Source organism: Enterocloster sp. OA13, assembly GCF_022440595.1.
GTDB lineage: Bacteria > Bacillota > Clostridia > Lachnospirales > Lachnospiraceae > Enterocloster > Enterocloster hominis.
Genome location: NZ_JAKNTF010000001.1, coordinates 4,828,346 through 4,853,343 on the forward strand (window position 1 = coordinate 4,828,346; position 24,998 = coordinate 4,853,343).

Sequence of the window (24,998 nt, forward strand, 5' to 3'; positions counted from 1 at the left end):
GTAATCAGAGGAACATGTAGCGGTACTGCTCATGCTCATACATCACAAGGTTGCTCTTAAGTACCACTTCGCTTCCAACAAACACCCTTTTCTGCTCCGGCACCTTGCCGCTGATCAGGTATTCAGCCAGGGTGCGTATGCCCACATATCCCTGGGCATAGGGATTCTTCTGGATTACATTGTTAAGCACGGAGCGCCGGAGCCGTTCTGCCGTCACATCCGGGAGGTCGGAGCCTACCGCATATACCTTTCCGGCCTTTTTGCTTTCCTCCAGGGCCTGTCCCAGCATGACCGTGCCCTGGGAATAGACGCTGCAGCACGCCGCCACGTCCGGCCGTGTAAGCTTGTTAAAAATATTAAGATAATTCTGCCGGTTGATGGAGTAGGAATAGTCCTTATACACCATATTAGGGCAGCGGTTTTCAGCAAGATAATCATCAAACCCCTTTACGATCAGGGAGTGGGCATCCCATTTAGGATTGCCCGCACAGAGGAAAATGCTTCCGAACTCCGGAATCCGGTCAATGATCAGCTCCGCCATGGTCCGGCCTATGACATCATATTCCGGCTGGATACAGCAAAGGCTGTCGCAAAGCTTGTTCTCCGAATTAATGCTCACGACGGATATATCCCTGTCATGTATGTCCTGCCAGTCCTGGGCCGCGGAAAACCCATCCACATGCCCCACCGTAAGGATGCCGTCAATCCTGCGCTCCATGACAAGCTGTTTCAGCTTTGCAAATACTTCATTCTTATCAGACTCATAGTAAGGCAGCTCAATGCATTCAACATTGGCGTTGAGCTTGGACAGATAGTCATGGACCCCTCTCCACATGGGCTGGTAATAATATTTATTATCCCCTGCATCGCTGGGAAGCAGGATTGCAATCCGCTGGGTGCTGCGTTTCAGACTGGAGGCAAGGGTATTGGGCTGGTATCCCATCTCCTCGGCTGTCCTGCGGATTTTTTCGCGGGTTTCATCGCTTACCCCCGCCTTTCCGCTGAGGGCAAAATGCACTGAACTGATGGAAACGCCTGCCTTGGCCGCCACATCCCTGATTGTCACTTTTGTATTCACAGCGCTGCACCTTTCAAAGAAAAAGTATCATCCTGGGGCCTGTCTGAAAATCCATGCCCTAAAACAATCACTGTTATTATACAACAAATATGGATTTATTTACAAGGAGGAACAAAAAATGTCAGATTTACAGAATAAAGTGGGTATTGTCACTGGAGGAAGCAGCGGCATCGGATTCCAGACTGCCAACGTGCTGGCCGGTGACGGCGCCACGGTCTACTCCATCAGCCGTACCGGAGCGCCCAAGGAGGGCATGGGCGAAAGCGCGCCCGGAGTCATCCACCTGAAAGGCGATATCAGCGATATGGCCTCAATGAAAACATTGATAGATGAGATTGCAGCAAAGAACGGCGGCTGCCTGGATTTCCTTGTGAACAATGCCGGGGCCACCTTTAAGTGCCGGGCCGAGTCCTTCCCCTTAGACCAGTTTGACCGTGTCATGGACGTAAACGTAAAATATGTGTTCGGCATGAGCCAGCTCTGTTACCCATATCTGAAACAGTCCGCCGGAAGAGGCCGCATCATCAATATCACAAGCATGAGCGCCCACCTTGGTTTCTCCGAAGTTGTTCCCTACTGCACCAGCAAGGGCGCCGTATTATCCATGACCAGGGGCCTGGCCGTTGAGTGGGCCCAGGACAATATCTGTGTCAACAGCATTGCCCCAGGCTGGTTCCAGAGCAAGATGTTAAAAGAGGTGGCCGACCCTGCCAGGGAGCAGAAAATCCTCAGCCGCATGCCCCTTCATTCCTACGGTGACACCAGGGACTTAGGCGCCCTGGCAAGCTTCCTGTGCGGCCCTGGCGCCAGCTATATTACGGGGCAGGATTTTGCGGTTGACGGCGGGGCGCTGGCTTTTGGATATTGATGGAGTGGCGGCCGGCCTGGCCCTTTTATCTGTCACTGATTTCCAGTAAATCCAGAAGCGCCTGCACGCCCTCCGGGCTGTCTGCAAAGGACTTGACAGGGGCGCCTACATATTCGGAGCACTCCGCCTCTGTCATCCTGCCGCTTCTCTGAACCGGCCCGTCCTCAAGCTCCACTGTGTAATTCCATTGCACTTCCCCTAGGTTTCCCGTAAGCGCAATCAGCATACAGGAAAACGCCTTCATCTTTTCTTCAAACGTAGCTGAATTGGATGTACTGTCCTCAAAATTCAAGGTCCAGCCATACGGCTCTTCAGAGGTCTGGAGCTGATTCTTAAAAACACCCAGGGATTTTGATATTCCCACAAGCCCGGCCAGCTTTCCGTCGGCAGACGCATCCCCGATATACGGGTTCTTCGCCTTAAACAGCTCATTGGCCTGCCTGCCCACCACCTCCCCATTGCTTTTAACGGTCATGCCCCTGATATCCATCTGCATGCCCTCTGCCGGAAGGCCCATCTCCAGGTTGAAGGTGCCGTTGCGGTTCCAGGGCGAGGCAAGACATGCATAGACCACCATTTCCTCTGTCCCATCATCCTTCCTCACCATTTTATACCTGCTGAAAACAGAGGCCGAATTATAAAACGAGCCTCCTACCCGTACCTGGCTTCCATTGATATCCGTATAGGTTATTATATAGGCATCGGATGGATAACCAATGATAAACAGCTTCATGAACACGGCCAGCGCCATGGCCAGGAACACGGCTCCAGCGCCCAGAAGCACATTTTGCAGGTTTCTCCGTTTCACCTTTTTCAGATAATCGATTTCCTCTGCTTCAGTGCTGCCCACAGCTTCCTTCTCGCCTTCCACCTCCTGTTTCATGCGCTGATACATACGCCTGCATTCCCCACACTCTTTAAGATGCGCCTCAATCTCCCGCCCCGTAGCCTCCGATGTGAGGCCGTCCGCATACAAAGGCATCAGGTCTTTTATGATTTCACACGGTATTTTCCTGCTCATAATTTCTCCGCCTCCTTCACTATCCGCTCTTTTGCGCGGTAATAGGTCACCCTTGCCCAGTTCTCACTTCTTTCCATAATTTCGCCAATCTGACCAAATGTCAGGTTACCCACCAGCCTGAGATACATTACCTCCCGCATGGGATTCTCCAGATTGTGAATCAGCCTCAGGACCTGTATGCTGTCCCAGGAATGGAACAGCTGGGTTTCGGCGGAATCCACAGGGATTTCTTCCGCCTCCTCCAGCGGCATATGTTTCTTCTGCCTGCGCACATGCTCATACCACAGATTCTTCGCTATGCCGCACAGCCAGGTGGAGACACTGCTTTCCCCTTTATACTTACCAATATTCTTCACTGCCCGGTAAAATGTTTCCTGGGTCAGCTCCTCCGCCAGATCCGGGTCCTGTGTCCGGGTCAAGAGAAAACCATATACCATTTTTCCGTGCTTTAAATAGATTTCTTCCATGGAATCCATATATGCATTTCCTCCTTATGTTAATTGGTGTTGGAATGGGGCGGAACGTTACAGGGAAATTTTAATATTTTTATCATTCAAAAAGTGCCCGATATCAGCCATCAAAGCCGCCATCGGACACTGCTTTTTTTATCTCAACCATCAATTCTTCCGGCTCAAAAATTTTCCCAAGCCGTTTCCCTTACATCTCACTCATCTTAGCCAGCTTCGCCGCCTGATCCGCCGCAATCAGGTTATCCAGCAGTTCCTGGATATCCCCGTTCATAATGGAATCAATCTTATACAAAGTCAGCTTAATCCTGTGGTCCGTCACACGGCCCTGAGGGAAATTGTAGGTGCGGATTTTCTCAGAACGGTCGCCTGTGCCGATCTGGCTGCGGCGCTCCTCCGCCTCGGAGCTTTGGCGCTTCTCCAGCTCGATGTCGTACAGCTTGGAGCGCAGCAGGCGGAAGGCCTTTTCCTTGTTCTGAAGCTGCGACTTCTCTGTCTGGCTGTAAATCACGATTCCGGTGGGCATATGGGTCAGACGTACCGCGGAATCCGTTGTATTGACGCACTGGCCGCCGTTGCCGGACGCACGCATTACGTCGATACGGATATCGTTCATATCAATCTGCACATCCACTTCCTCTGCCTCAGGCATGACGGCAACCGTTGCAGTGGAGGTATGGATGCGGCCGCCGGATTCTGTCTCAGGCACACGCTGCACGCGGTGTACACCGCTTTCGTATTTAAGCTTGGAGTAGGCTCCCTTGCCGGTAACCATGGCCACCACTTCCTTGAAGCCGCCGATTCCGTTTTCATTCAGGCTGATGATCTCAACCTTCCATCTGTGGCTGTCCGCATAGTTGGAGTACATACGGTACAGCTCCGCGGCGAACAGGGCCGCCTCATCACCGCCAGCGCCTGCGCGGATTTCCAGGATGATGTTCTTGTCGTCATTGGGGTCCTTGGGAAGCAGGAGGATTTTCAGCTCATGCTCCAGTTCCTCGATACGCTTCTTGGCATCGGACAGTTCTTCCTTGGCCATCTCGCGCATCTCCTCATCGTTTTCCTCCTCAAGGAGGGCCAGGCTGTCCTCCACGTCCTGCTTGGCCTGCTTATACTGCTTATAAGCCTCCACGATGGGCGCCAGGTCTGCCTGCTCCTTCATAAGCCGGGTAAACCGCTTGGTGTCCTGGGTCACAGCCGGGTCCCCCAGCATCAGCATCAATTCCTCATAATGGATTAACATATCATCTAATCTATCAAACATAATTCCCTCCTGTCTCCTTCCAACCGGCACGCACCACCCGGTCCAGCCCGGCCATATCCTTCATCACTTCCACCTGCACATATCCCTGCATCTCAAACATCCGGCTTACCGCCTGTCCCTGGTCAAATCCAATCTCCATATACACACATCCCCCAGGGCAGAGATGCTTCCTGCATCCCTCTGCCAGTATCCGGTAAAACGCAAGTCCGTCAGCGGTTCCGTCCAGGGCCATCCTTGGCTCGTAATCCCTCACCTCAGGCTCCAGCCCTTCTATGTCGTGGCTGGGTATATAGGGCGGGTTGGAGACAATGATGTCATATCTGCGGTCAGGTTCCAGGCGTTCAAACATGTCGCTCTCAATCAGGTTGAACTCACCCTCATGCTCCTTCAGAAGACGCTGTGCGTTCCGGGCCGCAACTGCCAGGGCTTCCCTTGACACGTCCAGGGCCGTCACATCCCGGTAGCCGCCCATAAGGGCCAGGCTGATTGCAATGCATCCGGATCCGGTGCATACGTCCAGAAGCGCTGCATCTTTTCCCTTCTGCTCCTTTAACACCAGCTCCACCAGTATCTCCGTGTCCTGCCTTGGAATCAGCACATGTTCATTTACATAAAACTCAAATCCCATGAACTCCTGGACGCCTGTCAGGTGCTGGAGGGGAATCCGCTCCGCCCTCCGGTCAATCATTTCCTCGTACTTCCTGCACTTTGAAAATGTCTTCTCATCCTCAGGAAGGGCCTTATCCTTTACCGCCAGGAAGGAGGCCAGGCTCTGGCCAAATGCCTCCAGCAGAAGATACCTTGCATCCAGACCCGCGTCCGGCACGCTGCTTCTATTCAGTTTCTCCGTTCCCTGCCATAGCAGCTGCTGCATGGTCATGTCCTGCCGCTCCTTTGTGTTTCTTTTCATCACAGGCACTGCCTGTACCGCCGACCTGGATCCCGGCGCTGTTTTCCTTCCATCCGGGAAATGTCTCATCCAGGTAGTTCCTCCAGTCAAACACGGTTTCAACCGCTGCAATCGCAACCTCAATCATGCTGTCATCCGGCTCGGTGGTGGTCAGTCCCTGCATCCACATACCGGGACGGCTTAAGATATTCACCAGCTTGGAATCATGCCTGCCTGCAAAGCGCAGGAACTCATAGGACACGCCTGCGATTACGGGTATCAGCACGATACGGCTGACAATCCTAAGCCAGATGGTATCCACTCGGATTACCATGAAGAACAGGATGCTGATGATCATTACAATCATGATGAAGCTGGTCCCGCAGCGCTTATGCTCCTTGGAACTGGCCCTTACATTGTCCACGGTCAGCTCTAACCCGTGCTCGATGCAGTTAATGCACTTGTGTTCCGAACCGTGGTACATGAAGGTCCTCTTTATGTCCTCCATCCTGGATACCAGCTTGATATACGCAATGAAGATGACAATCCTGATCACGCCCTCCAGTATGGCCATCACTGTCTCTGAGTGGATGAAGCTTTTGCAGAAGCGCGCAATGAGAAGCGGCAGCACCATGAATATACCGATGGCCATGACAAAGGAAAATACCATCACCACACTCATGAGGATGCCCTCCAGCTTTTCCCCAAAGACCTTGTCAAGCCACGCCTCAAACCGGCTGGGCTGGGCCTCCTCGTCATCCTCGAAAAAACTGCAGGACCAGGTCAGGGCCCTCATGCCCACGACCATGGAATCTATAAAACTGAAAATACCCCTGATAAACGGAAGCCCAAGAAACTTATGCTTCCTGGTAATGCTTACGTAGGTATCCTTTTTCACCTCAATATCCCCGTCCGGCTTGCGGACCGCGATGGCGTAATCATTGCCGTTCTGCATCATGATGCCTTCAATTACGGCCTGACCGCCAATTCCTGAATATTTCATCCTTTCTTACCTTTCTGTGCTGTACCGCGCGGTTTTGGCGCCGCGCCGCATAAACCAGAAAGGGCTGAGCCTGATGCCAAGCCCAACCCTCATCTTTTTTGCCTATTAGTTAGCATTCATGCCATACTTACGATTGAACTTATCAATACGTCCACGGGCCTGAGCAGCCTTCTGCTGGCCGGTATAGAATGAATGGCACTTGGAACAGATTTCCACGTGGATGTCTTTCTTTGTTGATCCTGTTACGAACTCATTACCACAGTTGCAGACAACCTTTGCCTGGTAATAATTTGGATGGATTCCTTCTCTCATTTCTTTCACCTCTCTGATAATATTTGCGGTTTCCGACCGCGGCCTGTATGCCAATCTGCCTCTGTACATTACAGGCAGCCGGCTCCCGCCGTCACCAGAACGCACAGATATCAGCACTGTTCAAGTTAAACGCATCCTCACCGTAAGGTTCTGACTCACGCAGATGCTAAAACTGCCGTCAATCCAGACAGCTTACACAGTATAGCATAAATTGTCCGGGATTGCAAGATGTTTTTCAGCCTGTCCGAATAATCCCACAACAGGGCGGGCCGGACCATAAATATCTGAAAATCGGACGGCATGACCTGTCTTAAAGGTCTGCCGCCCGATGAAGCATTTACCGTTTTAAATCATTTTACATAAAATTATATTCCGTTACAATCTTCTCCCGGCCCGTTGTCACATCCGTGAAATATTCATAGCAGCTGATTCCCAGGAATGAGCCGGAAATGTTGATGATGTTATCAAAACCGCGGCCCTTTAACGCCATGATTGCATTATAGCTTCTCTGGCTGGTCCTGCAATGCAGGTATACGGGTCTGTCCCTGGGTATCTCCTCCGTGCGCTGGCGCAGCTCGCCCAATGGGATATTGACTGCCCCTATGAGGTGGCCTGCCTCGAACTCATCCCTGCCCCTCACATCAATGATGCAGGCTTTATCCTCCACCAGGCCGCGCACTTCGCCAACATGGACCTGCTTAAATACGCCGTGAAGCACGTTCAGTCCCACCAGGGCCGCCAGATTGACCACGTCCCTGGCAGTTCCGAACACAGGTGAATAACACAGCTCCAGGTCCTTTAAGTCCTCCAGGGTGCCGTTCATGGCTATCAGGGTTGCAACCACGTCAATCCTCTTATCCACATTGCCCTTTCCAATGGCCTGGGCTCCCAGGATCCTTCCCGTGGGCACCTCAAATACAAGCTTGAAATGCATGGGCGCGCTTCCCGGCATCAGCCCCACCTTATCCATGGACATGGTGTACACAGAATCGCATGGGATATTGCTGGCCCGGGCCGTCCTCTCGTTAAGCCCTGTGGCAGCGGCGTTCAGTTCAAACAGCCTTACCGCGCAGGAACCGATGACACCCCTGTTCCTGTTTGGTATGCCGTACATGGCATCGGCGGCAGCCCTTGCCTGGCGCAGGGCCGGGCCGGCCAGGGGCAGCTTCACCGGCCTGCGGGTCAGCTGGTTGTAAACTTCAATGGCATCGCCCACCGCGTAGATATGCGGGTCGCTTGTGCGGTAATCAGCTGAAACCCTGATGGCCCCGGTTTCCCCAAGTTCCAGTCCTGCCTGTCTTGCCAGTTCCGTCTCAGGCAGCACGCCGATGGAGAGCACCACCGCGTCGCAGGGCAGCTCCTTTCCAGAATTCAAGGTGACCTTATCCCCAGCAATTGCCTTTACGCCATCCCCCACAGCCAGTTGTACGCCCTTGTCATGAAGTTCCTTCTGCAGGATCTGGGCCATATCATAATCAAACGGCATCATGATCTGGTCCGCGGCTTCCGCCACAGCCACATGTTTCCCGGCTGCCTTAAGGTTCTCAGCCACCTCAAGCCCGATGAAGCCTCCGCCGATCACAACCACATTGCGGATTTCCTCCCTGGACACGTACTGGTCCAGCTTTGCGATGTCATTCACATTGCGCACCGTAAAGACATGGGGAAGGGATACTCCCTCGATTGACCTGGGGCGGATTGGATATGATCCAGGTGAAAGGACCAGCTCATCATAAGCCTCTTCGTATTCCCGGCCGGACACACTGTCCCGGACCAGGATGACCTGGCGCTCCCGGTCAATGCCATACACCTCATTGTTAACCCTTACCTCAATATCATAGGACGCCTTAAATCCCTCCGGCGTCATAAGCACAAGCCAGTCCTTATCTTCCACGGTCCTGCTTAAATAATAGGGAAGGGAGCAATTGGAGAATGATACATGCTCTCCCCGTTCAAATATGGTGATTGATGCGTCCGCATCCAGGCGCCTTACCCTGGCTGCCGCGGAAGCGCCTCCGGCAACTCCTCCTACAATGAGCACACGTTTTCCCATGTTCACACATCCTTTACAGTCTATTTTAACTCTCAGCCTTTTCCGGCCTATTGCCATTAAGCTTTCGCTGCAGGCTTCTTATCCAGATTCCTGGATTTATCATTATATGCATCCATATCAATATTCTTGGTCATCTTGGCGGATACCAGGGCCGTAACCATGCCGTCGCTTACATTCAGCGCGGTCCTTGCCATATCGATGACTGGCTCAATACCAACTAACAGTCCTGCGATTCCAACAGGAAGCCCAAGTGCGGATAATACCGTGATTCCGGCAAATGTCGCTCCGCCGCCCACTCCGGCAATACCGATGGAAGCAAAAGTGATGACAACCACCATCAGGATGAAGAAGGATGGTGTGATGGGCTGTCCTACGGCAGGCGCCACCATCACTACCAGCATGGCCGGATAAATCGCAGCGCATCCGTTCTGTCCGATGGAGGTGCTCAGGGAACCTGCCAGGTTGGAAACGCCATTGTCCACGCCCATCTCATCGGTCAGGGTACGGATGGTCAGTGGAAGGGTGCCTGCGCTGGTACGGGAGGTAAATGCAAATACCAGGGTGGTCATGGCCTTCTTAAAGTATACAAATGGGCTGAGTCCTGCAAAGGCCAGTATCAGTCCGTGGATTACGAACATGATGATGATGGCCGTATAGGAAGCAAGCACAAAGGTCACAAGCCGCAGTATACTGGTATAATCACTTCCCGCAATGGTCTTGGTCATCAATGAGAAGATGCCGAACGGAGTCAGCATGATGATCATCATGACCACTTCCACCACCAGGGTATTTAGCGAGTTCATCATTTTACTGAAGAACTCCGCCTGTTCCGGGGCATAGGTCCGCACCCCGATGACGCCGATTCCAAGGAATGCCGCGAACAGCACCACGGAAAGGGTTGCATTGCTTCCCTGTCCGGTCAGGGCATAGATTGGGTTGGACGGAATGATATCAATGATGGTATTCTCAATGGAAAGTCCCTCCTGGGCCTTTTCCTCCAGCTGGGCCGTCTTCTGTGTCTCGGCCTCGCCAATCTCCAGTCCCTCTGCGCTGACGCCGAAGGTCTGGGCCGTAACGCCGCCCACAACCGCTGCGACTGCCGCTGTTGACAGAAGGATTACCAGCACAAGGGCTGTAATCTTACCAAGGTTCTTACCAGACTTCTGGTTGATGATGGCACACACGATAGATACGAAAATCAACGGGATGACCATCATTTTCAAAAGCTTGGTATATGCGGTCCCCACCAGGCTGATCCAGCGCAGGCTCTCGGAAACAGCCGCATCGTCAGCCACTGACTTTAAGATTGCGCCAAATATAATACCGCCGAACAGACCGGCCACAACACGCACATTAAAAGATTTTCCTTTTTTTCCTAAATAAAACAAGAATCCCAGATACGCCAAAAAACAGATTACACTGATAGTGACAGCCATTTATTCCCCCAACCTTTCTTTGATGTTATTGATGATGCTTGCAACTGCAGTTTTAATATTCTTTGTATCTGTGGCAAGGTTGATACGGATGTATCCCTGTGCCATGACGCTGAACCACTCACCCACATCACAGGCCAGCCTGCACTTATCCTGGATGAACCTGGCTGTCTCATCTCCCGGCACATAGCCCTTAAGATCAATCCATGACAGATAGGTTCCCTCCAGAGGCGTAACAATGACCTCAGGCAGTTCCCTGGCAAATTCCTGCTTCATATAATCGTAGTTGTGAAGGATCAGGGCCTTGACATCCGAAAGCCACTCTTCCCCGCCTCTGAAAGCAGCGCCCATACCGGTGATACCCATCAGGTTCACTTCAGGGGAGCCGATACCCTTAATGTAGGCATCATACGCTTCCATCAGCTTCCCGTCAAAAATAATGACATGGGAATGGATGAGTCCGGCCAGGTTAAAGGTCTTGGAGCCGGAGTTCAGGGTAATCAGGATATCCTTGTATTCCCCGCCCTTCACACATGCAGAGGACACAAAAGGCTTCCCTTCGTATGTAAAGTCCTGATGGATCTCATCCGAAACAACCAGCACCCCATGCTTACGGCAGATGGAGAACATGGTATCCAGTTCCTCCTCAGACCATACGCGGCTTACCGGGTTATGAGGAGAGCACAGGATGAACATCTCTACCTTGTTATCAACAATTTCCTTTTCAAACTTCTCAAAATCCAGGCTGTAATATCCATGGTCGTTGTCAAGCTCGCATGTCACAAGCTTCCTTCCTGTATTTAAAATAGCATCATAGAATGGATAATACACAGGAGGACAGATGATTACAGATGCCTCCTCCTTGGTATAGGCCCTTACCGCCGCGTACAGGGAACCCACAACCCCAGTGGCAAAGCGGACGTTCTCCTTGGCAAGTTCTACATTATGATGCTTCTTCTGCCATGCAAAGAAAGAATCAAAGTATTCATCCTCCACCTTCCCATAGCCAAAAACACCGTGCTTCACACGCTCTGTCAGCGCCTCCCTGACAACAGCCGGGGACTGTATCTCCATATCAGCCACCCACAGCGGAAGCAGGTCTGCATCCCCAAAAATCTCCTGGAGTGAATCCCACTTCAGTGTACCGGTACCCCGGCGTTCCACACAATTCTCCCTACAGAACTTCTCAAAGTCCATCTTTCATACCATCCTTTCCCAAGCGTAAGCAAGCTTTTAAATATTGTTCACTTGATAAACTATATTATAAAATACTTGGTGCATAATGTCAATATACTTTGTATTTTTTTTAATAACAAGGGCATTCTGCACATTAAAACGACTATATTTTTTCAATATTGTTCTATAACTTTACTATTTTTCCTGTTTTGGTTAAAATAAAGCATTGAAGCCCTTTTCCAGATATGTTACTATAACATGTACAGACATTATATAAGAACAGGAGCCAATACCCATATGAGCCATCTTACAGATATCAACAGCGCGTACCAGAAGCTGAATGTAAGGGCGAATACATTGTATGAATTCGTCATTCTATATCACAATTACATCTATGCCCATCACACCTATGAGAATGAACATTTTAATATGATGGAGATACACACCCTTACATACATCGACGACTGCCCGGGAATCACTGCCACGGAACTGTCAAAGCTGTGGCACAAAAGCAAAAGCGCCATCTCACAGGTCATCAAACGGCTGGTGGATTCCGGATACGTTGAGAAGCGCTTCAAGGAGAACAACGAGAAATCCGTCTGCCTCTATGTGACGGATAAAGGCCAGAGGCTTTCCAGTGTCCACAAGGCATATGACGTGGCCGACATCACCCAGACCACATCTTATCTGATTGAACAATGCGGCCAGGCGGATGTGGATGCATTTTACAGGATTATTGATAAATACAACGAACTTCTCAAGTCAGACCTGGAGTCATAGGATTTTAGAAATGACCGCGCCTTACACGGGGAAGGATATGGTTTAAGAATGATAAATTATTAACAATTTGCCGGCTGGATGGAGCACTATACACAGAACACATGAAACTACAAATGATAGGAGGATTACAAAATGAGTAACCTGAACAATGTAATGAAAGAATTCAAAGCGTTCATACTGAAAGGAAACATCATCGACATGGCTGTGGGCGTCATCATAGGCGGCGCGTTCAGCAAAATCGTCACATCCCTTGTAAATGACATCCTGATGCCAATCCTCGGCGCCCTCACGGGCGGGGCCAGCTTCAATACGCTCAAATACGTGCTCAGCCCGGAAGTAAAGGCTGGCGGCGAGGTGGTAAAAGCAGAAGCCGCCATACTGTATGGCAGCTTCCTTCAAAATGTCCTTGATTTTATTATCATCGGGGCCTGCATGTTCTTCATGATCAAGACCGTTGCCGTCATCAGCTCACGCCTTCGCCATGAGGAAGAGAAAAAGGAAGAGGCGCCCGCGCCTGCCGGTCCCACCCAGGAGGAACTTCTGGCCGAAATCCGCGACCTGTTAAAAGAGAAAAATGCTTCCGCCTGACGCTGCGGCACAAATACGCCCGGGCGTGTTTGAAAATTGCTTTCCGTCAGATGTGCGTCCCACTTTGTGGGAAATCTGGTCCCGATGAGGGAGGCGTAGCGGGCTACGTTGACCGAATTGGGGCCAGATTTGCCGCGAAGCGGGGCGTGCAGATGGCGGGAATGAATTTTCAAACACGCCCTAATAAAACCTGATTCTCTTGGCGTTCTCCACAAACTCCCTGTTGTTCCTGGTCCTTGCGAACAGATCCAGTATCTTTTCCACGGCGTCCTCGGGCTTCATGGAGTTTGTTGCTTTGTGTATGATATCCACCGCCTCTGCCTCTTCCCTGGTCAGCAGAAGGTCATCCCTTCGCGTACCTGACTTAAGGATATCAATGGCAGGGAAGATACGTTTCTCTGACAGCTTCCTGTCCAGGACCAGCTCCATGTTGCCGGTTCCCTTAAATTCCTCGTATACAACATCATCCATACGGCTTCCGGTATCCACCAGCGCAGTTGCCAGCACGGTCAGGCTTCCGCCCTCACGCATGTTGCGGGCAGCGCCGAAAAAGCGCTTGGGCATATGAAGGGCCGCCGGGTCAAGACCGCCGGAAAGGGTACGGCCGCTGGGCGCAACCGTCAGGTTATATGCCCTTGCAAGGCGTGTGATGCTGTCTAAAAGTATGATGACATCCCGGCCGTGTTCCACAAGACGCTTGGCGCGCTCCGCCACCATCTCCGAAACCCTTTTATGGCGCTCTGGCAGTTCGTCAAAGGTGGAGTAGATTACTTCCACATTGGGGCCTACAATCGCCTCCCTGATGTCCGTCACTTCCTCCGGGCGCTCGTCAATCAGGAGGATCATCAGATGCATGTCCGGATGGTTGGTGGTGATGGCCTTGGCCACCTGCTTTAACAGGGTGGTCTTACCTGCCTTTGGCGGGGACACGATCATTCCGCGCTGTCCCTTACCGATGGGTGACAGAAGGTCCAGCACGCGCATGGCAACGGATGTCTTCACGCCAGGCATCTCCATATGCAGACGCTGGTTAGGGAAGATGGGCGTTAAATCCTCAAAATTAGGCCTTGTCTCCGTAGCGCTTAAAGGATATCCGTTCACCGTCTTGATATAAAGAAGGGCTGCGAACTTTTCAGTGGCTGATTTGACCCTTCTGTTGCCTGCGATGATATCACCGGTCTTCAAATTAAAGCGGCGGATCTGCGATGGCGCCACATACACGTCGTTCTCACCCGGCAGGAAGTTCTCACACCGGATGAATCCGAATCCATCAGGCATTACCTCCAGGATACCATTGGCTTCAATCCCGCTGTCCAGTTCTGCCATATCCTGGTTGGACAGACCTGTCGTATCGCTCCTGCCCTCCGCCCTGGAATCGGTCCTGGAGTCATTCCTGGAAGCGCGCTCGCCGCCTTCGGACTGCTGGTTCGACCCCTGGTTCTGGCTGTAATTGGTATGGGGCCTGTTCTGCTGGGACTTGTTAGCTGAATATTTATTATTCTCGTAAGACCGGTTGGTGTTACGTCTTGGCTCCTGGTTACGGCTTTCCTGTCTGTCCTGGGATTCCTGGGGCCTGGACTGGATGGTGTCCTGCCTGGACTGGATGTTATCCTGCCTGGTCTGGGCATTATCCTGTCTGGGCTGGATGTTATCCTGCCTGGTCTGGGCATTATCCTGCCTGGACTGGGCATTGTCCTGCCTGGACTGGGCATTGTCCTGTCTGGACTGGATGTTATCCTGCCTGGTCTGGGCATTATCCTGTCTGGGCTTCACAGTCTCCTGCCTGGGCTGGGCATTGTCCGGCGCCTGGCGTCTTTCCTCTTTTCTGATTTCAGTTGGCTTTACTTCCGGGTTCTTCTCTGCCGCCTCGCAGAGCAGGTCGATGATCTCAGCCTTGCGCAGGCTGCTGATTCCTTTAATACCCTGGTTTCTAGCCATTTCCTTTAATTCTGCAAGAGGAAGTGTCTGCAATTTTTCCCGCATAGTATCTCTCCTTATCCAATATTAATCAACTCATCCGTCAAGACAGACTGATGGTCTATTTCCAACACTCGGGGGTATTATCTTATGTTCAATCAAATTCGGGGTTTATTCCAGATTTGCGAATTGCTTGGGACTAACAGACTGCTGACAGCGTAAGAAAACTGTCAGCCAATCTATGTATAGCCCTATTATATACACGAATATTACGGAATGTAAAGTGAAAATTGAAATAATTTTAGTTTGTCAGCCAGCTCATATGGGTTTTTATACGGGCTTCATAGCCATTATCTGAAGGTTCATAGAACACCGCCCCCTCCATACCGTCAGGCAGGTACTGCTGTTTTACATAGTGCTTGGGATAATCATGCGCATACTTATATCCTGCCCCGTGCCCCAGCTTCTCAGCTCCCTTATAATGCTTATCCTGCAGATGGACCGGAACCGGCATGGTCCTCTGGTCCCTGATTGCATCCATGGCCTTGAATACAGCCATGCAGGCCGCATTGCTCTTTGGCGCGGTGGCAACATAGGTCACTGCCTGGGACAGGATGATCTGGGCTTCCGGAAGCCCGATCCGCTCCACGGCCTGTGCCGCATTCACAGCCACCACCAATGCCTGGGGATCCGCGTTGCCCACATCCTCTGACGCGCATATCATTATCCTTCTGGCAATGAATTTGATATCCTCCCCGGCATAGAGCATCCGGGCCAGGTAATAGACAGCCGCATCCGGGTCCGAACCGCGCATGCTCTTGATGAATGCAGAAACCGTGTCATAGTGGTTGTCCCCATTCTTATCATACCGCACCACCCGCTTCTGGATGCATTCCTGGGCCACTGCCAGATTAATATGTATCTTACCGTCTTCTGCGCGTTCCGTTGTCAGGACGCCAAGTTCCACTGCGTTAAGCGCCGCCCTGGCGTCCCCGTTGGCCGTATCTGCCAGGAAATCAGCGGCATCCTCATCAATCACCGGGTCGTAAGCCCCCATGCCCCGTTCCTTATCATACACCGCCCTGTGTATCAGCTCCCTGATATCCTCCTTCTCCAGCGGCTTAAGTTCAAATATCCTGGAACGCGACAGCAAGGCCCCATTCACCTCAAAATACGGATTCTCCGTGGTGGCCCCGATAAGGATCAGCGTGCCGTCCTCCACAAAGGGCAGGAGATAATCCTGCTGCCCCTTATTAAAGCGGTGGATCTCATCCACGAACAATATGGTCTTCCTGCCATACATGCCCATATTATCCTTGGCGCCCTTAACCACTTCCTCCATGTCCTTCTTGCCGGCAACCGTGGCATTGATCTGCTTGAAATCCGCGCTGGTGGTATTGGCAATCACCTTGGCCAGGGTGGTCTTTCCCGTGCCGGGAGGGCCATAGAAAATAATGGATCCCAGCTTATCCGCCTTGATTGCCCGGTAAAGCAGTTTATCCACGCCCACTATATGCTGCTGCCCCACCACCTCATCCAGGGTCCTGGGCCTGAGCCTGGAAGCCAGCGGGGATTCTGTCTCCATGGTGTTCTCTCTCATATAATCAAATAAATCCATCGTCTTACCCTTTCTGCCGTGTCCTATCTCAATCAATCAGCAGTTCATCAACCGTAACAAAAGTATATCCCTGCCTGGTAAGCGTGTCAACCAGTTCCAGCGCAGCCTGTACCGAAGTGGGGAAAATATCATGCATTAATATAATATCCCCATCCTCCACATCTTTCAAGACCCGTTTCACAATCTTATTCTTATTCCTCAGTTTCCAGTCCAGGGAATCCACGGACCACAGCACCGTGGTCATGCCCACGTCGCACTCCAGTTCCTCATTCCAGTCCCCAAAGGGCGGCCTCATGTATTGCGGCCGTTCCCCGGTTATGTCCTCTATCATCATGCTGGTCCTGTCCACGGCCTGGCACACGGACCTGGCCCCGGCCTTGGTCAGCTGGACATGGCTGAAGCTGTGGTTTCCAATCAGATGGCCGTCATCATGCATCCGCTTCACCAGCTCTTCATTGCCCTCTATGTTCTGTCCCATCAGGAAAAATGTGGCCCTGACGCCTCTTTCCTTCAGACCGTCCAGCAGCTGGGCGGTACACTCCTTATGGGGACCGTCGTCAAATGTAAGGGCCACGCATTTGCCCTCAAGCCCTTTGGCCCGCTCCATGGTCTCCCCGCCCTCCTGGACCCACGCCCCATTCCCTGCCGCGGCATGGACCGGCCGGTTTCCCAGGACAGTACGGCACAGTCCCCCAAGAAGGATCACGTCCGCCGCACAGACAACAGCCAGAAGTTTTACTTTATTTCCCAGTTTCACCTTATGCCCTCTTTCACCTGATGCCCTTTATCTATCCAGTATATGTCAGGAGTGGAAGGAAAAATGCATGGGATTCTGAAACGGGGTGGATTCCTGCATCATAGCAAGAATCCACCCCATCATGGCGTCCTTCACGGACACTGCTTTTCGAGTCATTTCATGTGCATGTCACCGTATCCCTATCCCACCGGAGTAATGACTACCCCTGGGCCGCCGGATTTCCCGCTGGGGGAACTGCCCTGCGTCTGGCCGGACTGGCTTTCGCCCGGTGCAGTACCGGCCTGGGCATTGCCGGACTGGGCGCTGCCGCCCGGTTGGGCACTGCCCGGCTGTGTGCTGCCCGGCTGGGCGCTTCCGCCGCCCTGGGCACCATCTCCCGGCTGGCCCCCGGCGCCGTCCTGGCCGCCTGCATTTTCCTGTACCTGGCCCAGCACACCGTCAGGGCCGGCCTGATAGCTGGTCCCATTGATGTCAACCACGGTGTTTGCCGCCATCCTGCCGGTGGATGGATCCATATAGTAATGGAGGCCGTTTACATCAATCATGCCCTTTGCCATACGGCCTGAGCCTTCAAAGTAATACCACGCGCCGTCCATCTCGCGCCAGCCGGTTGCCATGGCGCCTGAACCCCTGAGGTAGTATTTCTCCCCGGCATCCTCCAGCCATCCGGTCTGCATGGCCCCCTGGCCGTCGGCATAGTACCAGGTTCCGTTGTCGTTAATCCAGCCCTTGGACAGGACGCCTGCGTTATCCAGATAGTACCACGTTCCGTTCTGGTTGGTCCAGCCCTTGGCCATGGCTCCTGAGTTCTCCAGGAAGTATCTTCTTCCGTTGTCGTCCAGCCATCCGGTCTGCATCACGCCCTGGCTGTCAGCATAGTACCAGGTTCCCTTATCATCTATCCAGCCCTTGGACAGGGCGCCTGAACTGCCAAAGTAATACCACTTGCTGTTGTCGGACTTCCAGCCCGTTATCATGCGGCCCGTACTGTCATCCAGGTAATATCTCTTATCTGAAAGGGTAAGCCAGCCCCTGGATGCAAGGCCGTCCCCATCCATGTAGAACCAGCCCGTGCCGTCGTCAATCCAGCTGTTCTTCTGTTTTACGTAGTTCTGGTAATAATAGGTCTTTCCCTGGATGGTCCTCCAGGTATTGCCTGGAATCACCGTTGTAAAATCCTTAAACTGGAAATCAATGTCCACATTCCCGCTGATCCCGTTGACCGCGCCCGTACTGGTGGCCTGCCACATGACCGGGTTCTGATATGCCGGTTTTGCGGAGTAACGGGCAACCCAAACAGGATAATTCATCTTGCCCATGTCTAATTTGTTGGCCAGCCAGTTGTCATTGGCATAAATGATAGGATAATAGCCTGCTTCGGATATACGCCCGCAGAACGCATTGGCGATTGCCGCCAGTTCATCCTTTGACAGGGCGCCCTGGGTGGAGTCCTCCATGTCAAATGCAACCGGATAGGATACCGGATAATCGTGGATCAGGTCCAGGACAAAATTCGCCTCGTCCACCGCCATCTCCGGCGTGGTGGCAAGGGAATAGATATAGACCCCCACCTTAACCCCTGCCGCGCTGGCCTGCTGTATGTTCCTGTGGAAATATGGGTCCACCGCGCCCTTGGAGCGGGTTCCCAGCATGACAAAGGACACATCGTCCGCAGCCACCTGGCCCCAGTTAATATCCCCCTGCCACCTGGATACGTCGATTCCCCTGAACAGCACGCTGCTGATGGATGTACCGTCCGGCATCTGGTATGTGCCATTTACCTTTTTCCAGGCATTGGGGTTGGTCGTGGAAGAGCCTGAGGAAGCCGCTCCCGTATTTCCCGTGCTTCCGGTGGCACCTGCGGCGGGCTGTCCGGGGCCTCCGGGGCCTGGTGATGAGACAACCGGGGCTGATGTCTCGCCCGGTCCGATGGCCAGTGCGGTGCCCGCGGGAAGAATGGTGCCCGCGCTTATGATTCCCGCCATGGCAAGTGCCTGGCAGCGTCTTATCATGTGCATCTTGTTTTTCATACATTTCTCCTTATATAAAAATACGGGGGATGCTCAGCCGTCCGCTGTGACATCCCCCGTATCATGATCTGATTTACCGTCAGCCTGGTCCGTCTGTCCTTCCGGCCTGCAGGCTCCCTGAGGAGCTTCCGCCAGGCGAGTTGCTTGTGGAATTATTTCCGGAACTGCTTCCGGGAGTCCCACCGGACGTGCCGCCAGGCCCGTTGCTGCTGATGCCTGAGGAACCGCCTGACGCGCCCGGACCGCCGCTTGTGCCTGTGGAACTGTTGTTAACAGTACCTGGAGTCTGGGCCGATACACCGCCGGCGTTCTGGCATATGCCGCTGGCGTCAAAGGTGTACTGCGTTCCGTTGATGGTTGCCGTGGTGCCTGCAATCATCCTTCCTTCATTGGCAGGGTTCAGATAGTAATACTTGCCGTCCAGCTGAATCCAGCCAGTCATCATATGGCCGTTGCTGTTAAAATAATACCATGAGCCGTCAATCTGCTTCCAGCCCGTGGACATCTTACCATTACTCATATCCATGTAGTACTTGTTGCCATCGCTGTCACTGAGCCATCCAATCAGCATGCGCCCGTCCGTGTTCAGGTAGAAATAATCCTTGTCCACCTTGGCCCATCCGGTCATCATCTTGCCGTCCGTGCCGAACAGGTACCAATTGTCCTTAATCTGTGCCCAGGAATTCACGACGCACTTGCCGTTGCTCTGGAAATAGTACCAGGCCCCGTCCATCTCGCGCCAGCCCGTTGCCATGGTCCCGTTACCGCGCATGAAATAAAAGTCGCTGGTGGTTCCATTGCTGATTTTCAGCCAGCCGGTTACCATGGTTCCGTCATTCAGCAGGTAGTACCACTTGCCTTCTTCCGGGTTCACCCAGCCCGTTGCCATGATGCCGCTGGGCTTGAAGAAATACCACTTACCGTCAATCTGTTTGAAATCCTTTGTCATATAACCAGTGGACGGGTCCATGTAATACCATCCCTCACTGGTCTGCAGCCATCCTGTGTATACCTGGCCGTTGTCGACATAGGTCCAGTTGTCATTTGATTTTGTCCAGCTGCCGGCGGCATAGCTGGTAAATGCGCTCCCCAATGCCATGGCCCCAATCATACCGGCTGCTGCGACAGCTGTCCAGTACCTTTTATGTCCCATGTGTCATCCTCCTCGCCTCTTATATCCAGTTGGGGACAATATTCCCCAGTTTTCCACATATTTTTGATTATAGCACAATCCCATATGCTTTTGATAACATTTTTATTACAATTTCCGTAATTTCCTATAATATTTCTTTGCGTACCGGTACATGATGATGGTGTACTCTCCGAATTCATCTCCCAGCGCACTCTTGTATACAGCCCACAGGCTCCACAGGAAACCGCCCAGGGCAGCATATGCATAGACGGCAAAATACTCGTCTTTTGTAGGTTCCCTCTGAAGGTAAATGGCCAGAAGCTTCTCCATGTCCGCCTCATCATAGTAAGAGTAGATAGCGCACATGGACACATCCATGATGGGGTCGCACATGCCGGCATACTCCCAGTCCAGAAGTTTTACACCGCCGTCCCCGAGGAACAGGAAGTTATCCACATTGGCGTCAATATGGCTCAGGCATTTGGGGCGGTCCATGGCGTCCATGCGGTCCATGAGCCAGTCCATCCACCCCCGCACCTCCTGGTAGTCCTCGAACAGGATGCCGCCATGGCTGCTGCACAGCTTTTCATAAAAATCAATCCGTTCCCGGATGTCAAAATCATGTCCCACCGTGATGCCTGACTGATGGAGCCTGCGCACCATTTCCATGCACCGGTCCATGTCGGACCAGTCCGAGGCGTCTGCATTCCTGGCCCCCTCGTAATATTCGGCTATCTTATAACCGGTCCGGTCGTTCATATAAATCACATGCTCGGTAATACCAAGGCAGGCCACGGCGTCATAGACCTGTTTTTCCTGCTTCCTGTTAATAAGAAGCTCTGTGCCCGGACCAGGGATGCGGCAGATACAGTGGCGCTCCCCTACCTTGAACAGGAAGGACTTATTGGTCATGCCGGACTTCAGGCAGCGTATATCCTTAATCTGGGATTCAGGCACCTTAAATACCTCGGCCACCAGCTTCATGGCCGCGTTGTCGGAGTGGTTCTGATACCTGGGGTCGAATAAGCGCAGTTCTTCCAGGTTCTCGAACTCATACACCTGATTGTCGGGCTGGCGGTTTGCATCCATTTCAATCTCATCCCAATGGGCGGGGGACAGGCCGCTGGCCCTCACGGCCTCGTTAAGCAGCTCCCCATCCTCCTGTTCCAGGCGGCGCCTGGCCTCGCCTGAGAGCATGTCCACGTATACCTGCTCCCAGTAGAACTGTTCCGTGCCCGGGCTTTTGTAATAGGCCTCCAGCACGGGAAGGAACCGCGCGGAGAACTCCCTGGAAAAATAGGCCGGCCCGTACATGACCCACTGGTCCCGTCCGCCTATCTTCACGTCCGTGATGCGCCCCCTCTTGTTAAAGGAAAGGCACCACTCCTTGGTCTCGCCGTCCTGATAGGCAGCGCTGTACCATGCCCCGCATTCATATGCGTGGTACATGTTCTCCCTCATCCAGTTGTCGGAGGCCAGCACATACATGTTCCGCCCTTTTAAGACCTTCCTGGACCTGTAGATGGTTGCCAGGGTGTTCTTGTCCGAATACTCAGGATTATATAGAAGCTTTACATCGTATTTATCCATAAGATATTCAAACTTTTCCTTCAGATACCCCACCGCTATGGTGATATCCGTGATTCCCGCCTCATGGAGCTGGCATATCTGGCGTTCTATCATGCGCTCCCCGAATACCTCCAGAAGCCCCTTGGGGGTTTCAAATGTCAGGGGAACGAACCTGGAACCAAACCCGGCCGCTATGATTAATGCACCGTCCACCTTATACCCTTCCAAAAGGCGCCGTCCTTCTCCTGTAAGCTCCCACCCGGAGCCGCCCCCGCCGTCCGTGCGCTCCGCAATGTATCCCTTTCCGATGCACTCCTTAATAAGCCCGTTAACGGTCCCCAGGGATACCTTAAGCTTTTGCGCCATCTCCCTCTGGGTGATATCCGGCTGCTCCAGCACTGTCCTGCACACAAGTCCATGTCTGTCCATCAATACAAATCCTCGCTTCCGTCCCATTTATGTTCAAAATATGTATTTAATCAAAATATATGAACATTATAGCACATCCACCGGAAAATGCAAGCCGGATCAGGACTACATGGAAAGGGCATGAAAAAGGGGCCTCCGTTCCATGACGGCAGACCCCTTTCTCAAATGATTGATATATCCTGATACTCATTTCCCCTTAACCTGACAGCTGCCAATCTGTCACATGCCTGATGCTGCAGCGGCCAGCCTATGCTGCCAATCTGTCACTTGTCTGATGCTGCTACGGCCAGCCAATGCTGCCAATCTGTCACATACAGGATGCAGCGGCGGCCAGCCTATGCTGCCAATCTGTCACATGCCTGATGCTGCAACGGCCAGCCTATGCTGCCAATCTGCCACATACAGGATGCCGCGGCAGCCAGCCTATACTTCAAAAATCAGATCGCCGTAGCTGGGCATGGGCCACAATTCCTTATCCACAATCATCTCCAGCTTATCCACCGGCGCCCTTAAAGCCTCCATGGCCGGAACCACCTCGCTGTGATAGGCGGTTGCCTGGGCAATCCCGCCATCCGCGCAGGCTGCCTTCTCCGTTACCTCAGCCAGCCTGGATACCGCCGCCTTCATATCGGACAGCAGGCCGGAGGTCTCCATGAGAAGTCCTGTCTGTGTGCTCACATCCGCCTCCGGGCAGGCGCCCTTGACCGCTGAAATGGATGCCGCCAGCTGTGTAGTGTATCTGATGACTGCCGGGATAATGGACTTGCTTGCCATATCGTACATGGTCCTGGCTTCTATGTTGATGGCCTTAGAAAAGTTCTCATATTCAACCTCAGCCCTGGATTCAAGCTCCGCCCTGGTGAACACGCCGAAGGCCTCGAACAGCTTCACCGCCTTATCCGTTGTCAGGGCAGGGATGGCCTCCACCATGGACCTGATGTTTGGAAGGCCCCTCTTCTCTGCCTCTGCAACCCATTCGTCAGAGTAGCCGTTTCCATTGAAGATGACCCTTCTGTGGGCTGCCAGCATTTCCTTAATCATGTCATGGACCGCCATGTCGAAGTCGTCGGCCTTTTCCAGCTTATCGGCAGCTTCCTTGAACGCTTCCGCCACAATGGTGTTCAGCACGGTGTTGGGGCTTGCGATGGAATCCGAGGAACCCACCATACGGAACTCAAACTTGTTGCCTGTAAATGCAAAGGGCGAGGTCCTGTTCCTGTCCGTGGCATCCTTATCCAGGTCAGGAAGGATGTCAACCCCGGTCCTTAAGGTGCCGCCCTTCTTGGAGTGGGTTGCTTCTCCTGTGCTGCACAGCTGGTCAATCACGTCCTCCAGCTGCTCTCCCAGGAAGATGGAAATGATGGCAGGCGGCGCTTCGTTGGCACCCAGCCTGTGGTCATTGCCCACATCGGCCGCTGATTCCCGCAAAAGGTCTGCGTGGAGGTCCACTGCCTTGATGATACATGCCAGCACCAGAAGGAACTGGATGTTCTCATGAGGCGTGTCGCCTGGGTTTAAAAGGTTGGTGCCGTCATCCGCTGTCAGGGACCAGTTGTTATGCTTTCCTGAACCGTTGACGCCTGCAAATGGCTTCTCATGGAGAAGGCATGCCATGCCATGGCGGCCAGCCACCTTTTTCAGTGTCTCCATTACAATCTGGTTGTGGTCCACTGCCTGGTTCACGCCCTCATATATGGGGGCCAGTTCGTGCTGTGCAGGCGCAACCTCGTTGTGCTGCGTCTTGGCCGGGACGCCCAGCTTCCAAAGCTCTTTATTCACATCGTTCATGTAGGAACCAATCCTCTCGCGGATGGCGCCAAAGTAATGGTCCTCCAGCTCCTGCCCCTTGGGAGGCATGGCGCCGAAGAGGGTGCGTCCGGTGTAAATCAGGTCCTTGCGCTGTAAGTATTTTTCACGGTCAACCAGGAAGTATTCCTGCTCCGCCCCCACGGACGGCGCAACCCTTTTGGCGGTTGTGTTGCCAAAAAGTCTGAGGATCCTTAAGGCCTGCTCGTTCACCGCCTGCATGGAACGCAGCAGGGGCGTCTTTTTATCCAGGGACTCGCCTTTATAAGAACAGAAGGAGGTGGGGATACAAAGGGTGACGCCGATGGCGTCTTCCCTTAAGAACGCAGGGGAGGTACAATCCCAGACCGTGTACCCCCTGGCCTCAAAGGTGGCGCGCAGGCCGCCTGATGGGAAGGAGGATGCATCCGGCTCACCCTTAATCAGCTCCTTGCCGGAGAATTCCATGATTACCTTGCCATCGCTTGGGGCAGAGATAAAGGAATCATGCTTCTCAGCTGTCACGCCGGTCAGAGGCTGGAACCAGTGGGTATAGTGGGTGGCCCCCCTCTCAATTGCCCAGTCCTTCATGGCGTGCGCCACCACATCCGCAATACTGGGATCCAGTTCCGCACCGTCTTCCACTGTCTTTTTCAGCTTCTTATAAACATTTTTAGGCAGACGGTCCTTCATCACCGCATCATTGAACACATTTTTCCCGAATATCTCAGATACATTCAATACATCGCTCATAGATTCTTCCATCCTCTCTTTGATTCTTCCTTTTTGATTCTTCCTTTTGGGTTCTTCCTTTTTCCGGGCTTCCGCT

At 52.8% G+C, this 24,998-nt stretch carries 21 protein-coding genes; 4 read left to right on the plus strand and 17 right to left on the minus strand.

Annotated elements, in window-relative coordinates:
• Nucleotides 1-4: 4 nt before the first annotated feature.
• A complete protein-coding gene (locus MCJ35_RS21370; protein ID WP_008720042.1) occupies nt 5-1,078 on the minus strand; it encodes a LacI family DNA-binding transcriptional regulator in 1,074 nt (357 codons plus the stop codon).
• Between the two features lie 118 nt (nt 1,079-1,196).
• On the opposite strand from MCJ35_RS21370, the gene MCJ35_RS21375 reads away from it, so the two are divergent.
• A complete protein-coding gene (locus MCJ35_RS21375; RefSeq protein ID WP_025485390.1) occupies nt 1,197-1,946 on the plus strand; it encodes an SDR family NAD(P)-dependent oxidoreductase in 750 nt (249 codons plus the stop codon).
• 25 nt (nt 1,947-1,971) lie between these two features.
• Here MCJ35_RS21375 and MCJ35_RS21380 read toward each other — a convergent pair whose 3' ends face one another.
• From MCJ35_RS21380 to MCJ35_RS21420, 9 genes are all read right to left on the minus strand, one after another.
• Nucleotides 1,972-2,967, minus strand: a complete 996-nt coding sequence (locus tag MCJ35_RS21380) for a zf-HC2 domain-containing protein (RefSeq protein WP_025485389.1) — start codon at nt 2,965-2,967, stop codon at nt 1,972-1,974.
• A complete protein-coding gene (locus MCJ35_RS21385) occupies nt 2,964-3,443 on the minus strand; it encodes an RNA polymerase sigma factor (protein WP_025485388.1) in 480 nt (159 codons plus the stop codon). The genes MCJ35_RS21380 and MCJ35_RS21385 overlap by 4 nt, the downstream gene beginning before the upstream one ends.
• A 181-nt stretch (nt 3,444-3,624) precedes the next feature.
• Nucleotides 3,625-4,698 (minus strand): peptide chain release factor 1, encoded by a 1,074-nt coding sequence (gene prfA / locus MCJ35_RS21390; RefSeq protein WP_008720046.1) that lies wholly within the window; start codon nt 4,696-4,698, stop codon nt 3,625-3,627.
• Nucleotides 4,691-5,578, minus strand: coding sequence for a peptide chain release factor N(5)-glutamine methyltransferase (gene prmC, locus MCJ35_RS21395; protein WP_025485387.1), 888 nt, complete (start codon nt 5,576-5,578; stop codon nt 4,691-4,693). Before prmC ends, prfA begins: the two co-directional genes overlap by 8 nt.
• Nucleotides 5,532-6,590, minus strand: a complete 1,059-nt coding sequence (locus tag MCJ35_RS21400) for a DUF1385 domain-containing protein (protein ID WP_025485386.1) — start codon at nt 6,588-6,590, stop codon at nt 5,532-5,534. Before MCJ35_RS21400 ends, prmC begins: the two co-directional genes overlap by 47 nt.
• Nucleotides 6,591-6,695: 105 nt before the next feature.
• On the minus strand, nt 6,696-6,902 hold the full coding sequence (rpmE, locus tag MCJ35_RS21405; protein ID WP_025485384.1) for a 50S ribosomal protein L31: 207 nt from the start codon (nt 6,900-6,902) through the stop codon (nt 6,696-6,698).
• Between the two features lie 355 nt (nt 6,903-7,257).
• Nucleotides 7,258-8,955: an FAD-dependent oxidoreductase gene (locus MCJ35_RS21410; protein ID WP_240299646.1), complete on the minus strand. Its 1,698-nt coding sequence runs from the start codon at nt 8,953-8,955 to the stop codon at nt 7,258-7,260.
• 56 nt (nt 8,956-9,011) lie between these two features.
• Entirely contained in the window at nt 9,012-10,307 is a 1,296-nt protein-coding gene (locus MCJ35_RS21415) for a cation:dicarboxylate symporter family transporter (RefSeq protein ID WP_240299647.1), read from the minus strand.
• A gap of 84 nt (nt 10,308-10,391) precedes the next feature.
• Complete coding sequence (locus MCJ35_RS21420; protein ID WP_008720052.1) at nt 10,392-11,585, minus strand: MalY/PatB family protein; 1,194 nt, start codon at nt 11,583-11,585, stop codon at nt 10,392-10,394.
• A gap of 276 nt (nt 11,586-11,861) precedes the next feature.
• On the opposite strand from MCJ35_RS21420, the gene MCJ35_RS21425 reads away from it, so the two are divergent.
• The 3 genes from MCJ35_RS21425 (at nt 11,862) to MCJ35_RS32270 (ending at nt 13,126) form a co-directional block, all read left to right on the plus strand.
• Nucleotides 11,862-12,344, plus strand: coding sequence for a MarR family winged helix-turn-helix transcriptional regulator (locus MCJ35_RS21425; protein WP_025485382.1), 483 nt, complete (start codon nt 11,862-11,864; stop codon nt 12,342-12,344).
• A 132-nt stretch (nt 12,345-12,476) separates the two neighbouring features.
• A complete protein-coding gene (gene mscL, locus MCJ35_RS21430) occupies nt 12,477-12,932 on the plus strand; it encodes a large-conductance mechanosensitive channel protein MscL (protein WP_034577480.1) in 456 nt (151 codons plus the stop codon).
• A gap of 50 nt (nt 12,933-12,982) precedes the next feature.
• Nucleotides 12,983-13,126, plus strand: a complete 144-nt coding sequence (locus MCJ35_RS32270; protein ID WP_488473320.1) for a DUF6783 domain-containing protein — start codon at nt 12,983-12,985, stop codon at nt 13,124-13,126.
• Here MCJ35_RS32270 and rho read toward each other — a convergent pair.
• The 7 genes from rho to MCJ35_RS21465 all read right to left on the minus strand — a co-directional run bounded on the left by rho (nt 13,113) and on the right by MCJ35_RS21465 (nt 24,922).
• Nucleotides 13,113-14,915 carry a transcription termination factor Rho gene (rho, locus tag MCJ35_RS21435; protein WP_025485379.1) on the minus strand — a complete coding sequence of 601 codons (1,803 nt, stop codon included), beginning with the start codon at nt 14,913-14,915 and terminating at the stop codon, nt 13,113-13,115. The genes MCJ35_RS32270 and rho overlap by 14 nt on opposite strands.
• A gap of 235 nt (nt 14,916-15,150) precedes the next feature.
• A complete protein-coding gene (locus tag MCJ35_RS21440) occupies nt 15,151-16,467 on the minus strand; it encodes an AAA family ATPase (protein WP_008720060.1) in 1,317 nt (438 codons plus the stop codon).
• Between the two features lie 28 nt (nt 16,468-16,495).
• Nucleotides 16,496-17,224: a polysaccharide deacetylase family protein gene (locus MCJ35_RS21445; RefSeq protein ID WP_008720061.1), complete on the minus strand. Its 729-nt coding sequence runs from the start codon at nt 17,222-17,224 to the stop codon at nt 16,496-16,498.
• Between the two features lie 179 nt (nt 17,225-17,403).
• Complete coding sequence (locus MCJ35_RS21450) at nt 17,404-19,254, minus strand: GH25 family lysozyme (RefSeq protein WP_240299648.1); 1,851 nt, start codon at nt 19,252-19,254, stop codon at nt 17,404-17,406.
• Between the two features lie 79 nt (nt 19,255-19,333).
• Entirely contained in the window at nt 19,334-20,407 is a 1,074-nt protein-coding gene (locus tag MCJ35_RS21455) for a PspC-like choline-binding domain-containing protein (RefSeq protein WP_008720063.1), read from the minus strand.
• A 105-nt stretch (nt 20,408-20,512) separates the two neighbouring features.
• Nucleotides 20,513-22,384, minus strand: coding sequence for a phosphotransferase (locus MCJ35_RS21460; protein WP_025485374.1), 1,872 nt, complete (start codon nt 22,382-22,384; stop codon nt 20,513-20,515).
• Nucleotides 22,385-22,807: 423 nt separating this feature from the next.
• Nucleotides 22,808-24,922 carry a glutamine synthetase III family protein gene (locus MCJ35_RS21465; RefSeq protein ID WP_025485373.1) on the minus strand — a complete coding sequence of 705 codons (2,115 nt, stop codon included), beginning with the start codon at nt 24,920-24,922 and terminating at the stop codon, nt 22,808-22,810.
• Between the last annotated feature and the right edge of the window lie 76 nt (nt 24,923-24,998).

What these genes read in the sequence shown, in the direction of transcription:
- MCJ35_RS21375 (WP_025485390.1), top strand. Translation starts at nt 1,197, where the DNA reads ATGTCAGATTTACAGAATAAAGTGGGTATTGTCACTGGAGGAAGCAGC.
- MCJ35_RS21380 (WP_025485389.1), bottom strand. Translation starts at nt 2,967, where the DNA reads ATGAGCAGGAAAATACCGTGTGAAATCATAAAAGACCTGATGCCTTTG.
- MCJ35_RS21385 (WP_025485388.1), bottom strand. Translation starts at nt 3,443, where the DNA reads ATGGATTCCATGGAAGAAATCTATTTAAAGCACGGAAAAATGGTATAT.
- prfA (WP_008720046.1), bottom strand. Translation starts at nt 4,698, where the DNA reads ATGTTTGATAGATTAGATGATATGTTAATCCATTATGAGGAATTGATG.
- prmC (WP_025485387.1), bottom strand. Translation starts at nt 5,578, where the DNA reads ATGACCATGCAGCAGCTGCTATGGCAGGGAACGGAGAAACTGAATAGA.
- MCJ35_RS21400 (WP_025485386.1), bottom strand. Translation starts at nt 6,590, where the DNA reads ATGAAATATTCAGGAATTGGCGGTCAGGCCGTAATTGAAGGCATCATG.
- rpmE (WP_025485384.1), bottom strand. Translation starts at nt 6,902, where the DNA reads ATGAGAGAAGGAATCCATCCAAATTATTACCAGGCAAAGGTTGTCTGC.
- MCJ35_RS21410 (WP_240299646.1), bottom strand. Translation starts at nt 8,955, where the DNA reads ATGGGAAAACGTGTGCTCATTGTAGGAGGAGTTGCCGGAGGCGCTTCC.
- MCJ35_RS21420 (WP_008720052.1), bottom strand. Translation starts at nt 11,585, where the DNA reads ATGGACTTTGAGAAGTTCTGTAGGGAGAATTGTGTGGAACGCCGGGGT.
- MCJ35_RS21425 (WP_025485382.1), top strand. Translation starts at nt 11,862, where the DNA reads ATGAGCCATCTTACAGATATCAACAGCGCGTACCAGAAGCTGAATGTA.
- mscL (WP_034577480.1), top strand. Translation starts at nt 12,477, where the DNA reads ATGAGTAACCTGAACAATGTAATGAAAGAATTCAAAGCGTTCATACTG.
- MCJ35_RS32270 (WP_488473320.1), top strand. Translation starts at nt 12,983, where the DNA reads ATGTGCGTCCCACTTTGTGGGAAATCTGGTCCCGATGAGGGAGGCGTA.
- rho (WP_025485379.1), bottom strand. Translation starts at nt 14,915, where the DNA reads ATGCGGGAAAAATTGCAGACACTTCCTCTTGCAGAATTAAAGGAAATG.
- MCJ35_RS21440 (WP_008720060.1), bottom strand. Translation starts at nt 16,467, where the DNA reads ATGGATTTATTTGATTATATGAGAGAGAACACCATGGAGACAGAATCC.
- MCJ35_RS21450 (WP_240299648.1), bottom strand. Translation starts at nt 19,254, where the DNA reads ATGAAAAACAAGATGCACATGATAAGACGCTGCCAGGCACTTGCCATG.
- MCJ35_RS21455 (WP_008720063.1), bottom strand. Translation starts at nt 20,407, where the DNA reads ATGGGACATAAAAGGTACTGGACAGCTGTCGCAGCAGCCGGTATGATT.
- MCJ35_RS21460 (WP_025485374.1), bottom strand. Translation starts at nt 22,384, where the DNA reads ATGGACAGACATGGACTTGTGTGCAGGACAGTGCTGGAGCAGCCGGAT.
- MCJ35_RS21465 (WP_025485373.1), bottom strand. Translation starts at nt 24,922, where the DNA reads ATGAGCGATGTATTGAATGTATCTGAGATATTCGGGAAAAATGTGTTC.